At 60.3% G+C, this 13,694-nt stretch carries 12 protein-coding genes; 6 read left to right on the plus strand and 6 right to left on the minus strand.

Annotated features, from left to right (window positions below; genetic code table 11):
* Positions 1-256 precede the first annotated feature (256 nt).
* The 5 genes from glnA to add all read left to right on the plus strand — a co-directional run bounded on the left by glnA (position 257) and on the right by add (position 6,139).
* Entirely contained in the window at positions 257-1,666 is a 1,410-nt protein-coding gene (glnA, locus tag I6L39_RS05530) for a glutamate--ammonia ligase (protein WP_042078393.1), read from the plus strand.
* A gap of 191 nt (positions 1,667-1,857) precedes the next feature.
* Positions 1,858-2,427, plus strand: coding sequence for a DUF4124 domain-containing protein (locus tag I6L39_RS05535; RefSeq protein ID WP_042078392.1), 570 nt, complete (start codon positions 1,858-1,860; stop codon positions 2,425-2,427).
* Positions 2,428-2,512: 85 nt separating this feature from the next.
* Positions 2,513-3,568 (plus strand): nitrogen regulation protein NR(II), encoded by a 1,056-nt coding sequence (gene glnL, locus I6L39_RS05540; RefSeq protein ID WP_042078391.1) that lies wholly within the window; start codon positions 2,513-2,515, stop codon positions 3,566-3,568.
* A 9-nt stretch (positions 3,569-3,577) separates the two neighbouring features.
* Positions 3,578-4,996 (plus strand): nitrogen regulation protein NR(I), encoded by a 1,419-nt coding sequence (glnG, locus tag I6L39_RS05545; protein ID WP_042078390.1) that lies wholly within the window; start codon positions 3,578-3,580, stop codon positions 4,994-4,996.
* 141 nt (positions 4,997-5,137) lie between these two features.
* Positions 5,138-6,139, plus strand: a complete 1,002-nt coding sequence (gene add / locus I6L39_RS05550; RefSeq protein ID WP_216991257.1) for an adenosine deaminase — start codon at positions 5,138-5,140, stop codon at positions 6,137-6,139.
* Positions 6,140-6,207: 68 nt separating this feature from the next.
* Here the strand turns inward: add and hemN are convergent, their stop codons facing one another.
* From hemN to I6L39_RS05570, 4 genes are all read right to left on the minus strand, one after another.
* On the minus strand, positions 6,208-7,581 hold the full coding sequence (hemN, locus tag I6L39_RS05555; protein ID WP_216991258.1) for an oxygen-independent coproporphyrinogen III oxidase: 1,374 nt from the start codon (positions 7,579-7,581) through the stop codon (positions 6,208-6,210).
* Between the two features lie 28 nt (positions 7,582-7,609).
* Positions 7,610-8,050, minus strand: coding sequence for a DUF2489 domain-containing protein (locus tag I6L39_RS05560; protein ID WP_209794892.1), 441 nt, complete (start codon positions 8,048-8,050; stop codon positions 7,610-7,612).
* Between the two features lie 11 nt (positions 8,051-8,061).
* Positions 8,062-8,637, minus strand: a complete 576-nt coding sequence (yihI, locus tag I6L39_RS05565; protein WP_216991259.1) for a Der GTPase-activating protein YihI — start codon at positions 8,635-8,637, stop codon at positions 8,062-8,064.
* A gap of 799 nt (positions 8,638-9,436) precedes the next feature.
* A complete protein-coding gene (locus tag I6L39_RS05570) occupies positions 9,437-10,054 on the minus strand; it encodes a cytochrome c (protein ID WP_216991260.1) in 618 nt (205 codons plus the stop codon).
* Positions 10,055-10,197: 143 nt separating this feature from the next.
* On the opposite strand from I6L39_RS05570, the gene yihA reads away from it, so the two are divergent.
* Positions 10,198-10,854, plus strand: a complete 657-nt coding sequence (gene yihA, locus I6L39_RS05575; protein WP_216991261.1) for a ribosome biogenesis GTP-binding protein YihA/YsxC — start codon at positions 10,198-10,200, stop codon at positions 10,852-10,854.
* Positions 10,855-11,840: 986 nt separating this feature from the next.
* Here yihA and aroE read toward each other — a convergent pair.
* Both aroE and hemF read right to left on the minus strand, forming a co-directional pair.
* The gene (gene aroE / locus I6L39_RS05580) at positions 11,841-12,662 is read right to left on the minus strand and encodes a shikimate dehydrogenase (RefSeq protein ID WP_042078380.1); all 822 of its coding nucleotides are present in this window, start codon (positions 12,660-12,662) and stop codon (positions 11,841-11,843) included.
* Positions 12,663-12,765: 103 nt separating this feature from the next.
* Positions 12,766-13,674, minus strand: coding sequence for an oxygen-dependent coproporphyrinogen oxidase (gene hemF / locus I6L39_RS05585; RefSeq protein ID WP_042078379.1), 909 nt, complete (start codon positions 13,672-13,674; stop codon positions 12,766-12,768).
* Positions 13,675-13,694: the final 20 nt, after the last annotated feature.

Raw genomic sequence — 13,694 nt, forward strand, 5'->3', positions numbered from 1 at the left:
GGGATCGGGATCATGGACCCCGGGTCAAAAGCCTGCTTAGATGGCCTGGATACGCTGGCGCACCATCCTGGTGCACCAAAACGATCCAAGGTTGCACCACTTTAATGCAGCAACCGGCTTGAGAACGGGTGTCCCGACAGCCTGAAACGGTGCAAGTGCCCTGAAATCAAGCTGTCACAAACTTGGCACGATACTGGCTTATGTGAATACGACGACGCATTCACCCAAAGAGTTTTAACACCGGAGGTTACTTAGCATGTCAGCCCAGAACGTTTTGGCCCTGATCCAGGAACACGAAGTCAAGTTTGTTGATCTGCGTTTTACCGACACCAAGGGTAAAGAGCAGCATGTATCCATCCCTGCCCACCAGGTCGACGAAGACTTCTTCGAAGACGGCAAGATGTTCGATGGCTCCTCCATCGGCGGCTGGAAGGGCATCAACGAGTCTGACATGGTGCTGATGCCGGATGCGGCCTCCGCCAAGCTGGATCCCTTCACCGAAGAGACCACCCTGAACATCGTCTGTGACGTGCTCGAGCCTGCCACCATGCAGGGTTATGATCGCGACCCGCGCTCCATCGCCAAGCGCGCCGAAGATTTCCTGAAGTCCAGCGGCATCGCCGACACCGTGCTGTTCGGGCCGGAGCCGGAATTCTTCATGTTCGACAACATCACCTTCTCCAACACCATGGGCCACAGCTTCGTGAAGATCGAATCCGAAGAAGCTGCCTGGAACTCGGGTACCGAATACGAGCACGGCAACAAGGGTCACCGTCCCTTCGTCAAGGGCGGCTACTTCCCGGTTGCACCGGTTGACTCCTCCCAGGACATCCGTGCCGCCATGTGTCTGGTGCTGGAAGAGATGGGCCAGGTCGTCGAGGCTCACCACCACGAAGTGGCGACCGCCGGTCAGAACGAGATCGCGACCCGCTTCAACACCCTCACCCTGAAGGCTGACGAAGTCCAGGTTCTGAAGTACGTGATCCACAACGTGGCCCACGCCTACAACAAGACCGTCACCTTCATGCCGAAACCCATGTTCGGTGACAACGGCTCCGGCATGCACTGCCACCAGTCCCTGGCCAAAGACGGCGTCAACCTGTTCGCAGGCGACCTGTACGGCGGTCTGTCCGAGATGGCACTGCACTACATCGGCGGCATCATCAAGCACGCCAAGGCCATCAACGCCTTCGCCAACCCGACCACCAACTCCTACAAGCGTCTGGTGCCGGGCTATGAAGCCCCGGTCATGCTGGCCTACTCCGCCCGCAACCGCTCCGCGTCCATCCGCATTCCGGTTGTGCCGAGCCCGAAAGCCCGCCGCATCGAAGTACGCTTCCCGGATCCGGCTGCCAACCCCTACCTGGCCTTCGCAGCTCAGCTGATGGCCGGCCTGGACGGCATCATCAACAAGATCCATCCGGGCGATGCCATGGACAAGAACCTGTACGACCTGCCGCCGGAAGAGGCTGCCGAAGTACCGACCGTTGCTGGTTCCCTGGACGAGGCGCTGGCCGCCCTGGACGCAGACCGCGAGTTCCTGACCCGTGGTGGCGTGTTCAGCGACGACTTCATCAACTCCTACCTGGAGCTGAAGCAACACGACGTAGACCGCGTCCGCATGACTCCGCACCCGCTGGAGTTCGAGCTGTACTACTCCGTCTAATCCGCATCCTAGTGACAAACCCGCCATTTGGCGGGTTTTTTCATTCAGGAGGCGGAAAACCATCGGGATGCTCGCAGTCCCCCGGCGGGGCCATCCCCACCTGACAACACGGCTGTCATCAGACAACCGACTGTCGGCCCGATGGTTTTTTCTCTGATAGGATTAAGGTGAACCCCGTCAAGGAGAGATGGATGAACACTGCACCCTGGATGCTGAGCCTCTTGCTGATGGCCGCCTGCACCGCTCAGGCGGCCAGAGTCTACTCCTGGGTCGACCCCCAGGGGGTGACCCACTACACCGATGCCCCTCCTCCTGGCAAGAACGCGAAGGAAGTGGACATGCGGGTCTCGCCCCTCATCGGCACTTCCCCCCACTCGGTCCAGGTCGAGGATTTCAACAGCCTGACCGGCGTCGACGCCAGGAAGGCCCTGGAAGCCGCCCCCCTGGAGATCGAGCTGCTCTCCCCCGAACCGGGCAGCACCCTGAGGGACAACACCGGCAACATCGTCTTCCAGGGTCAGGTCTCTCCCCAACCCCCGGCGCAATACGACGTGCGCCTGCTGCTGAACGGCAAGGCGGTCCCCATAGTCCACAACAGCCTGGCCATCCGGGTGGAAAACCTCGATCGCGGTGCCTACGAGGCGCGCCTCGAGCTGCTCGCCAAAGACGGTACGATCCTTGCTAAATCTAAACCAGCCACCTTTTACCTGCACAGAGCGACCGTGAATCAGGCTCCCAAGGCCACCCCCAAGGCCGATTAGGGTGATGTGACGCACCGATGCGGGTAAACTTGATGCACTATATTGGTGCATATCAGGTGTGCAGCACCGTTTTAGGGAGAAACCTGTGCCAACCCGCATGGATCACGCCAAGACACTCTTGGACAACCTGCTGACCGCCGTCATCCTGATGGATGAGCGGCTCTGCATTCAATTCGTCAACCCGGCGGCAGAACAGCTGCTTTCCCTCAGTGAGCGGCGACTCATCGGGATCGAGCTGCCCCACCTGCTGGAGCACATCTCCCTCGACCTGCAGCGCTTCAAGCAGTGCCTCATTTCGGGGCAGGGCTTCACCGACAGCGAAGTCACCCTGGTGGTGGAGGGGGAGCCCAGGCTGGTGGAGATCAGCGTCAGCCCCATGGCCGATCACGAGCAGCGATTGATGGTGGTGGAGCTGCGTAAGATCGATCAGCAGAAGAAGATCAGCCAGGAGTTGCAGCAGCACGCCCAGCAACAGGCGGCGAAGGAGCTGGTGCGCGGCCTGGCCCACGAGATCAAGAATCCCCTCGGCGGCCTGCGCGGGGCGGCCCAGCTGCTGCAGAAGGAGCTGCCGGATCCGGCCCTGCGCGAATACACCGGCATCATCATCGAGCAGGCGGATCGCCTGCGGGTGCTGGTCGATCGCCTGCTCGGCCCCCAGCGGCCCGGGCGTCACCAGATGCACAACGTCCACTCCGTGCTGGAACAGGTGCGCCGCCTGGTGGATCTGGAGCTGCCGCCCCAGATCCGCATCGAACGGGACTACGATCCCAGCATTCCCGAATTCGAGATGGAATCGGATCAGCTGCAGCAGGCGTTTCTCAACATAGTGCGCAATGCCGCCGAGGCCCTCGGGGATCAGGCCGGGCTCATCCGCATCAAGACCCGCACCGCCTTCCAGATCACCATCCACGGCCAGCGCTACCGCCTGGCGGCCGAGATCAAGATCATCGACAACGGCCCCGGCATTCCCGACGCCATTCGCGACACCCTCTTCTACCCCATGATCACCGGCAAGGAGGGGGGGACCGGCCTCGGCCTCTCCATCGCCCAGAATCTGATCGATCAGCACAAGGGGCGCATCGACTGCATCAGCTGGCCCGGCCATACCGAATTCACCATCTATCTACCACTTCGCAAGTAAGGGAACCTCATGACAGCAAAAGTGTGGATCGTCGATGACGACAGTTCTATCCGCTGGGTTCTGGAGCGCACCCTTGGCAGCGAAGGCTTCGAATGCGAAAGCTTCGCCGACGGCGAAGCCCTGCTGAGCTCCCTGGAGGTGCGTTCGCCGGACGTGATCCTCTCGGACATCCGCATGCCGGGCATCGACGGCCTGAGCCTGCTTGAGCAGATCCACCGCCGCCAGGCCGATCTGCCCATCATCATCATGACGGCGCACTCGGACCTCGACTCCGCGGTCAACGCCTACCAGCGCGGCGCCTTCGAATACCTGCCCAAGCCGTTCGACATCGACGAGGCGGTCAGCCTGGTGCGCCGTGCCGAGAACCACCTCAAGGAGCAGCGCACCAAGCGCAAGGCACGCCAGCAGGAGGCCACCACCACCCCCGAGATCATCGGTGAAGCCCCCGCCATGCAGGAGGTATTCCGCGCCATCGGCCGGCTGTCGCGCTCCAGCATCTCGGTGCTGATCAACGGCCAGAGCGGCACCGGCAAGGAGCTGGTCGCCCACGCCCTGCACAAGCACAGCCCCCGGGCCCACAAGAACTTCATCGCCCTCAACATGGCGGCCATCCCCAAGGATCTCATCGAATCCGAGCTGTTCGGCCACGAGAAGGGAGCCTTCACCGGCGCCAACAACATCCGCCACGGCCGCTTCGAGCAGGCCGACGGCGGCACCCTGTTTCTCGACGAGATAGGCGACATGCCGCTGGACGTGCAGACCCGGTTGCTGCGGGTGCTGGCGGACGGCCAGTTCTACCGGGTCGGCGGCCACCAGCCGGTGCAGGTGGACGTGCGGATCATCGCCGCCACCCACCAGAATCTGGAGAAACGGGTCGCCGACGGCGAGTTTCGGGAAGACCTGTTCCACCGCCTCAACGTCATCCGCATCCATATCCCCGCCCTCAAGGAGCGGCGGGAAGACATCCCCCAGCTCGCCCAGCACTTCCTGCTGCGCGCCGCCAAGGAACTCAACGTGGAGGCCAAGAGTCTGCACCCGGATACCCAGGCCTACATCAGCCGCCTGCCCTGGCCGGGCAACGTGCGCCAGCTGGAGAACGTCTGCCGCTGGTTGACGGTGATGGCCTCGGGCCAGGAGGTGCTGGTGAGCGACCTGCCCACCGAGCTGCTGACGCCCATCACCAGCACGGCGGAGCCGGGTCAGCCTGCCCTGACCGGCGGCTGGCAGCAGCAGTTGCAGGACTGGGTGGCCGCCAAGCTGGCCCTGGGTGAGACCGACATCCTGGCGGATGCCATGCCCCAGTTCGAACGGATCATGCTTGAGACGGCCCTGGATCACACCCACGGTCACAAGCAGGAGGCCGCCCGCCTGCTCGGCTGGGGCCGCAATACCCTGACCCGCAAGCTCAAGGAGCTCGACATTCCCTGAGCCTGCGGGAAAAACGATTCCCATCACGCCTTGAGGGAAAGCCTGACCAATCCGACCCCGTTTGCCTGCAAACGGGGTATCTTTTTCAGGCGTCCCGCCTAGAATGGCAGGCTTTCCAACCCGACTCGCAGAAGGTGCCCCATGATTGACAGATCCCTCCCCCTGACCGACCTGCATCGCCATCTGGATGGCAACATCCGCCCGCAGACCATTCTCGAGCTGGGGCGTCAGCACAACATCCAGCTGCCGGCCGATGAGCTGGAGGCCCTGCGCCCCCACGTGCAGATCGTCGAGAACGAGCCGAGTCTGGTTGCCTTCCTGAAGAAACTGGACTGGGGCGTGGCCGTGCTGGCCGACTACGACGCCTGCCGCCGGGTGGCCTACGAGAACGTGGAAGATCTGCTGCGCGCCGGCATCGACTATGCGGAGCTGCGCTTCAGCCCGGCCTACATGGCGATGACCCACAAGCTGCACCCCCAGGGCGTGGTGGAAGCCATCGTTGACGGCGTGGCCGCCGGCAGCCGCGACTTCGGCATCAAGACCAACCTCATCGGCATCATGAGCCGCACCTTCGGCACCGAGCAGTGCCGCACCGAGCTGGACGCCTGCCTGGCCCTGCGCGACAAACTGGTTGCCATCGATCTGGCCGGCGACGAGCTGGGCTTCCCGGGGGAGCTCTTCACCGACCACTTCCGCCGGGTGCGGGATGCGGGGATGCGCGTGACGGTGCACGCCGGTGAGGCGGCCGGCCCGGAGAGCATGTGGCAGGCCATTCGCGATCTCGGTGCCGAGCGCATCGGTCATGGCGTCAAGGCGATCCAGGACCCGGCTCTGATGGCCTATCTGGCAGAGCACCGCATCGGCATCGAGTCCTGCCTCACCTCCAACCTGCAGACCACCACAGTGGCGAGCTTCGCCGAGCACCCCATCCGCCAGTTCCTGGCTGCCGGTGTGCTGGCCTGCCTCAACACCGACGATCCCTCAGTCGAAGGCATTGACCTTCCCCACGAGTACGAGGTGGCCGCACCGGCCGCCGGCATGACGCCAGGCGAGATCCGCACCGCCCAGCAGAACGGCCTGACCCTGGCCTTCCTGAGCGATGGCGAGAAGGCCGAGCTGAGCGCCCGCGCCGCCCGCCGCTAAATCCCGACCCGCCCAATAAAAAAAACCGCCGAAAGGCGGTTTTTTATTTTCCAACGACATCGACCGGCTTAGATCACCCGGGAGAACTGCTGCTGACGCGCCTTGCTGCGCAGGTAGACGTCGAAGCACATGCAGATGTTGCGGATCAGCAGCTGGCCGGTGGAGACCACCTCCAGCCCCTCGTCCGTCATGCGCACCAGGCCGTCATCGATGAAGGTCTGCAACAGTTTGAGATCCTCGGCAAAGTACTCCTTGAACACCAGGCCGTGGGCCTGCTCGACGGCGGCGAAGTTCAGGGAGAAGTCGCAGATGAGGCGCTTGATCACCTCGCGGCGGATCAGGTCATCCCGGTTGAGGGAGCACCCCTTCCACTGGGCGTGACCAAGGGTCTCCACCTGGGCGTAGTAGGCCTTGAGCTCTTTCTGGTTCTGGGAATAGGCATCGCCGATCATGCTGATGGAGGAGACCCCCAGCCCCAGCAGATCGCAATCTCCCTGGGTGGTATAGCCCTGGAAGTTGCGGTGCAGCTTGCCCTCGCGCTGGGCCACCGCCAGCTCGTCGTCCGGCTTGGCGAAGTGGTCCATGCCGATGAACTGATAGCCCCGGCCGGTGAGGAAGGCGATGGTGTCCTGCAGCATGGCCAGCTTCTCCCGGGGCGCCGGCATGTCCACCTCTTTCAGCTTGTGCTGGGCGGCGAAGCGGCTCGGCAGGTGGGCATAGTTGAAGATGGAGAGGCGGGCCGGGTCGGTCTTGAGCACCTCCTCCAGGGTGTGATGGAAGCTCTCCCGGTTCTGGTGCGGCAAGCCGTAGATGAGATCCAGGTTGGTGGAGCGGAACCCCAGCTCGCGGGCACGCTCCAGCATGGCGCGGATGAAGTCGTTGTCCTGCTCGCGGTTGACCGCGACCTGCACCTCTTTGTTGAAGTCCTGCACGCCAAGGCTGATGCGGTTGAAGCCAAGCTCACGCAGCACGTCCAGCATGGAGAGCTCAATCTCGCGCGGATCCACCTCTATGCTGATCTCCCCCTCCCCGGCGAAATGGAAATGCTCCCGGAGCATGGCCATGAGACGACGGGTCTGGGGTTCGTTCAGGTAGGTGGGCGTACCGCCACCCCAGTGCAGCTGGGTCACCAGACGGTGCTTGAACAGGGGGGCCTGCGCCTTGATTTCACGCTCGAGGTAGTCGAGGTACTGATCGGCCTTGTGCTGGTGACGGGTGATCACCTTGTTGCAGCCGCAGTAGTAGCAGAGCTTGTGGCAGAAGGGGATGTGCACGTAGAGGGACAGATTGCGCGCCGGATACTGCCCCGCGGCCTGGACGAAGTCCGGATAGCCGAAGCCCTCGTTGAACTCCAGCGCGGTGGGATAGGAGGTATAACGCGGGCCGCTGTAGTTATATTTCTCGATCAGAGCCTGATCCCACACAATCTGTTCTGCTTGCACGCTTGCTTCCCCTTTCTTTGTTATCCGTTCAGCGGCTTAACCGGAAATCCTTCAGCCTGGCGACATCCTGGAGGATCTGCGCCTCCAGCTCGGCCTCGTAGCCACTGCGTTCGAGATCCATCTTCATCACTTCATTGCGCTTGAGGGCACGCCGCGCCTCGTGGGTCGGCATCTCCTTGACCTTGTCATAGAGGCCGTACAGACCGGGGAACTCGCTGGCAAAGGCGCGTCCCCCCTTGATCTGCAAGGCATCCAGCAGGTTGGTCAGCCGGATGGCGCCTTCGGAGTAGTCACACTGGCCATCCCGCACCGCGTGGGCGATGACCCTGACGCTCTCGAGAATGCGCTCGTTGCGCGCCGCAATGGCTTGCTGCTGACCGTCGTGCTGGCGCTTGAGGCGGGCCAGCAGAGTGCCGGCATAGACAGCCAGCCCCAGCAAAATCAGGCCGCCCAACAGGGCGGCCAGCATCCATCCACTCATCACTTTTTCTTCGGCTCGGGCTTGGGCTCGGGCTGATAGTCCACCTGGGTGAAGCGCTCCCACAGCTCTTCCTCGGAGGCCGGCTCGCTCGATTCCTCATACTCGACGTCGTCGAAGTCACCGTCTTCATCTTCGTCGGTGTCTATGATGCCGAGCTCGTCCATCAGCGCCTGATAGCGATCGACGCGCTGGTCGACCCAGGCCTGCTCGGACGCGTCCAGGGTTTCACCGGCATCGAGACGATCCAGCAGGTCATTCAGGCGATCATCGTTCTCGATGGAGGCCAGTTCCTGCTCGGGCTTCATCACCAGCTTCTTCTCTTTGACGGCCTTGGGCGCCACCGGCTTGCTGCTCTTCTCATCCACGATGAGGGCGACGGGCTTGCGGGAACCGATGCGCGGATCCTTGGCTTGCTTGGTGCCACTCTTCTTGCCTGCCTGTTCGACCTGCTGGCGGGAGCCCGCCTTCAAGCCCTTGCGCTTGGCGGCGCGCTTGCGCTCACGACCTTCCTGGGCACTGGCATCTGATTCTTTGCGCTTGCCGGTAGGCTTGCGGGTGGGTTGTTTGGCCGACATGAATGACTCCGACAAATATCTGGATTGAAAACCCCCGGAGCGTGTCGTCCGGGGAGAATGCTGAGGCGGGGAACAGTAAATCTGGAACAAGAGTGGGATCCCGCACCAATTCGACCATCATGGGTCGCTGAACACCGCAGGGTCGGCATCCTCTGGGCATGTTGGTGGTATTTTGACACAGAATGCCTTGGCGGGTTAATGACCCAATAGAAAAAAGGCAGCCGAAGCTGCCTTGTTCCTGTCATGCGAGTCCCGATCCCTGAAGTCTCACCGCCTTGTCCCTGGGCGTACCGCTGCGCATCCTGTCGTTGGGTCTTCCTGACCCTTATTGGCCGATCCTGAATGTGCGTGTGATTGTCTAACCCGTACTGGTGGCATCCTGCCTCCCACTGGGGTGGCTGCTTCCCGCAACCCCGCTCATCCCTGGCGGTCACCATCCTGGTCTTTGCATGCCTCGCTCATCACCTGCATGCCCTGAGTCGACATCCTGTCGCACCGGCGGCAGGTTGCATCCCGTCCGCCCGTTCAATCCATGCGCACAATGTAACAACTTCACCTGATGGTTCAATCTACCATAGACTCTTCCAAATAAAGATAAGTGGCACTTTTACGATTAACTACCTGATAAATAGGTATAACGCAGTCAAATCATAAGATTTTTTCAGCCTCTTCCAACCATGGAAATGGAAGATCTCTTACAACAATGTTGGCGACTTTGATGAAGTGAGAAAAAAGTCAGAAAAAGAACAGGGAACCCTGTGGTTCCCTGCTTTTTCAAGATGATAGACTCCGAATATTATCAGTGCAGCCCTGCCACATATTTGGAGAGCGCCTCTATATCCTGATCCGTCAGCTTCTTGGCCACATCGCGCATCATGCCGTTGGGATCATTGTCGCGGTTCGCCGAGCGGAAAGCGACCAGCTGAGCCTTGATATAGGCCGGATGCTGCCCCGACAGGCTGGGGTACTTGGCCTGCTCGACGCCGGAACCGCGCGGCCCATGACAGGCAGTGCAGGCGGCCAGACCGCGACTCATGTCCCCGCCCATATAGAGTGCCTTGCCTGCGGCGACCACCTCGTCGGGCACGGCGATCGGGCTGACCTTCTGGCTGGAGAAGTAGGCGGCCAGGTCGTCCATGTCCTGATCGGACAGCGGCAGCGCCATGGGGCCCATGACAGGCGCAATCCGGCCAGTTTGGCCGGAAGCGGCAGCCTTCAGTTCAACTAATTGTTTTTTGATATATGATGCGTGCTGACCAGCAATCTTGGGATACATGTCGACTGGGCTGTTGCCGTCCGGTCCATGACAGGCCGCACAGACGGCAGCCTTGGTTTGTCCCGCAGCGGCATCGCCCTTGGCTTGTGCTATCCCAGTTACGCCAACCATCAGAGCAAGTGTAATGACTAGGTTCTTCATGGCGTTCCAACTTTCTCGTTATTAGGCTTCCAGATCCCATGCCGCCGAAGGCATGTTAAAATAAACGCGTTTAAGCGACGCCATTTTACACGATTTCACAAAAAAGTAACTCTATAACCCTCTCTCTCTATGGGGAATTTACGTTGGATACACAAACTCTGAATTTCAATAAGGTGCATTTTGTGACCAGCGCACCCGACATCCGCCACCTGCCACATGATGGGGGTGTCGAGATTGCGTTTGCCGGGCGTTCCAACGCGGGCAAATCCTCTGCATTGAATACCTTGACCAAGCACAAGAACCTGGCGCGTACCAGTAAGACACCGGGTCGCACCCAGCTGATCAACCTGTTCGAGCTGGAGCCGGGCAAACGCCTGGTCGACCTGCCAGGCTACGGTTATGCGCAAGTCCCGCTGGAAATGAAGCTCAAGTGGCAAAAATCCCTGGCGGAATATCTGCAACGCCGGGAGTCCTTGAAGGGGCTGGTCATCCTGATGGACATTCGCCACCCGCTCAAAGAGACCGACATGAACATGCTGGAGTGGAGTTCGCACCGTGAGCTGCCGGTGATGCTGCTGCTGACCAAGGCCGACAAGCTGAGCCCGGGCCCCCGCAACAATCAGGTGATCAAGGTCCGCCAGGCGGTGGCTGAACTGGGTCCGCAGATCCAGGTTGAGGCCTTCTCCTCCCTGACCAATATCGGCGTCGAGAAGCTGGCTCAGACATTGAGTGGCTGGTACCAGTCCAATGCCGATGCCTCTCCGGCAGAGGCGGACGAGGACCATCAGGTCGAGGAGTAAACAGCGCCTCCTCTTGCTGCAATGAGCGGAGTTCCCCCTCCGCTGATTGAAAGACTTTCAGTGCCACCCCGCCCAGACCATTCTCCCCCCGCTTTCCTCCCATGCCGCATCCAATGACAATAAAATCACTCAAAATCAATCACATTGACAGTTAAGGCGCGGAGTGAATTAACTTTTCTCACCCTTGACACCGTTTTCATTCTTTCAGTCGCAGCAAGCTGACAATAGGATTGTCACAAACGAAACTGAAAGTTTATTACCAAATCATATCTCGAAGGGATAAAAATGAGGCCAGTCTCGCAGCAGCGAGACCGGCCTGAAGAAATGCGTTCAAAAAATTGGGAAAAAGCGTGTTCTCGAGAACAAAGACGATTGGTTTTCCTCAAGAAACACCCTCATTCTAACAAAAGGCCACACAAACTAAAGCATTTACTCTAATCAGAACGCATAAAAAAACGCCCCGACGATGACTCATCGGGGCTGCTATTCAGCCACATTCAATTACGTGAAATAAAAGGTCTGAAAGATAGAACATCTTACCTCTGTACCCTACGCCGACAACTGTACAGCAAAGCAGCAGAAAGTGAAAGTAATTTATGTAATTTAGTTTCACGGAAAGTAACTGAGGAAAATCTATATATTTTTCATGCAGATAAAAAAATCCCCAGTATGAATACCGGGGAGTTATAAAGGTGACTAGCTAGCACTTCCTCAACTATCTAATTAGTCAGCACCATTGCGAACTAGTTCCGCTGTTTTGAGAAAAAACTTGAAAAAGGCACGACAAGTAGCTGATGGAAGACATAAGACATTGTTAATAATGGCTTTTTCTATAAAAACAATCTGGTCTTTTGCTTAAAGATGCTCCGTATGGGAGCCCCATTTCGCTACAGGCGAGTCCCTTCTTGCGCATCTACCGTGCCGGGCCCCTCTGCCAGCCAGACCCGGCTGCTTCGAGAGCGGTCCCAACGCCCCGGCAAACCGGCTTACAGCACCCCCAGGTTGCGCTTCAGCTCTCTCAATACCTGCTTGGTGCCGGGCCGGATGCCACGCCACACGGTGAAGGCTTCGGCAGCCTGCTCCACCAGCATGCCGAGCCCGTCCATGGTCTGACGCGCCCCCTGACGTTTGGCCCAATCGATAAAGGCCGTGTCCGTCGCACCATACATCATGTCGTAGATGGCAATATCGGCGTGAATGAGAGCGGGAGCCAGGGGCGGCAACTCCCCCTGCAGGCTGGCAGAGGTCGAGTTGATGATGAGGTCGAACCGGCCCGCCAACTGCTCATAGGGCTGGGCACTGACTGGCCCCAGATCATGAAATTCAGCCGCCAATTGCTCTGCCTTGGCATGGGTGCGGTTGACGATGACCAGTTCGCCCGGCTTTTCGGCCAGCAGGGGGGCCAGCGCACCGCGGGCGGCGCCGCCCGCTCCCAGCAGCAGGATCCGGCGCCCGTCCAACGCCACACCATGGGACTTGAGATCGGCCACCAACCCGGCACCGTCGGTGTTATCTCCGAGCAGCACACCGTCATCGGTCAGCTTGATGGTGTTGACGGCCCCCGCCCGCTGGGCCCTTGGGCTCAACCGGTCGACCAGGGCGAATGCCTGCTCCTTGAAGGGAACCGTCACGTTGCACCCCTTGCCTCCCTGGGCAAAGAAGTGGCGCAGGGCCGTGGCAAACTCATCGACGGCCGGTTCGGCCAGCCCATACTCCAGTGCCTGCTGGGTCTGTCTGGCGAACAGGGTGTGAATGAAAGGGGACTTGCTGTGGCGCACCGGGTGGCCAAAAACCAGATAACGATCCATCGGAGAATTCCATCAGAGGGCAATCTCCCGATTTAACGGTTTTTCTCATGCGGGAACAAGCCGAATATCGGCCAGCAAAGAGGGCCCCTGATGGCCCCTCTGGTCACAACCAGGTCCGCGGTGCGAGGTAATGGGTATAAAGCTGCGCCTCCGGACTCCCTGGCTCCGGCTGCCAATCATACTCCCAGCGCGCCAGCGGGGGCATCGACATCAGGATAGACTCGGTACGCCCCCCGGTTTGCAGGCCGAACAGGGTTCCCCTGTCATACACCAGGTTGAACTCCACATAGCGGCCGCGGCGGTAGAGCTGGAACTCCCGCTCCCGCTCGCCATAGGGCAGAGCCTTGCGCCGCTCGACTATGGGCAGATAGGCATCGAGATACCCCTGTCCGACCGCCCGTATGAAGGCAAAGCACTCATCGAACGGCCAGCGGTTCAGATCGTCGAAGAAGAGGCCGCCCACCCCGCGCGTCTCGTTGCGATGCTTGAGGAAGAAGTAGCGATCGCACCAGGATTTGAATTCGGGGTAGATACCCTCGCCAAAGGGCTGGCACAGGTCATGGGATACCTGATGCCAGTGCAGCACATCCTCGGCAAATGGATAGAAGGGCGTCAGATCGAAACCGCCGCCAAACCACCAGATGGGCTCTTCGCCCTCTTTCTCTGCGATGAAGAAGCGGACATTGGCATGGCTGGTCGGCACATAGGGGTTGTGCGGGTGGATCACCAGCGATACCCCCATGGCTTCGAACCTGCGGCCGGCCAGTTCGGGGCGGTGTGCCGTGGCCGACGCCGGCATAGCGTCACCGTAAACGTGGGAGAAGTTGACTCCCCCCTGCTCTATCACGGCACCGTGGCGCAGCACGCGAGTACGACCACCACCGCCGCCCTCACGGCGCCATATGTCCTCCTCAAAGCGCCCGGCGCCATCAGACTGCTCCAGGCCACGGCAGATCTCGTCCTGCAACTGCTGCAGGAAGGCCTTGACCTGGGCCACATCCGGTTTGCTCATCTTGTCTCCGGTCAGGCGGG

This window comes from Aeromonas sp. FDAARGOS 1409 (assembly GCF_019048705.1).
GTDB classification, from domain to species: Bacteria; Pseudomonadota; Gammaproteobacteria; order Enterobacterales; family Aeromonadaceae; genus Aeromonas; species Aeromonas sanarellii.

Excerpts from the sequence above, each read along its gene's own strand:
- glnA (WP_042078393.1), top strand. The coding sequence starts at position 257 with ATGTCAGCCCAGAACGTTTTGGCCCTGATCCAGGAACACGAAGTCAAG.
- glnG (WP_042078390.1), top strand. The coding sequence starts at position 3,578 with ATGACAGCAAAAGTGTGGATCGTCGATGACGACAGTTCTATCCGCTGG.
- add (WP_216991257.1), top strand. The coding sequence starts at position 5,138 with ATGATTGACAGATCCCTCCCCCTGACCGACCTGCATCGCCATCTGGAT.
- hemF (WP_042078379.1), bottom strand. The coding sequence starts at position 13,674 with ATGAGCAAACCGGATGTGGCCCAGGTCAAGGCCTTCCTGCAGCAGTTG.
- I6L39_RS05570 (WP_216991260.1), bottom strand. The coding sequence starts at position 10,054 with ATGAAGAACCTAGTCATTACACTTGCTCTGATGGTTGGCGTAACTGGG.
- I6L39_RS05535 (WP_042078392.1), top strand. The coding sequence starts at position 1,858 with ATGAACACTGCACCCTGGATGCTGAGCCTCTTGCTGATGGCCGCCTGC.
- yihI (WP_216991259.1), bottom strand. The coding sequence starts at position 8,637 with ATGTCGGCCAAACAACCCACCCGCAAGCCTACCGGCAAGCGCAAAGAA.
- aroE (WP_042078380.1), bottom strand. The coding sequence starts at position 12,662 with ATGGATCGTTATCTGGTTTTTGGCCACCCGGTGCGCCACAGCAAGTCC.
- I6L39_RS05560 (WP_209794892.1), bottom strand. The coding sequence starts at position 8,050 with ATGCTGGCCGCCCTGTTGGGCGGCCTGATTTTGCTGGGGCTGGCTGTC.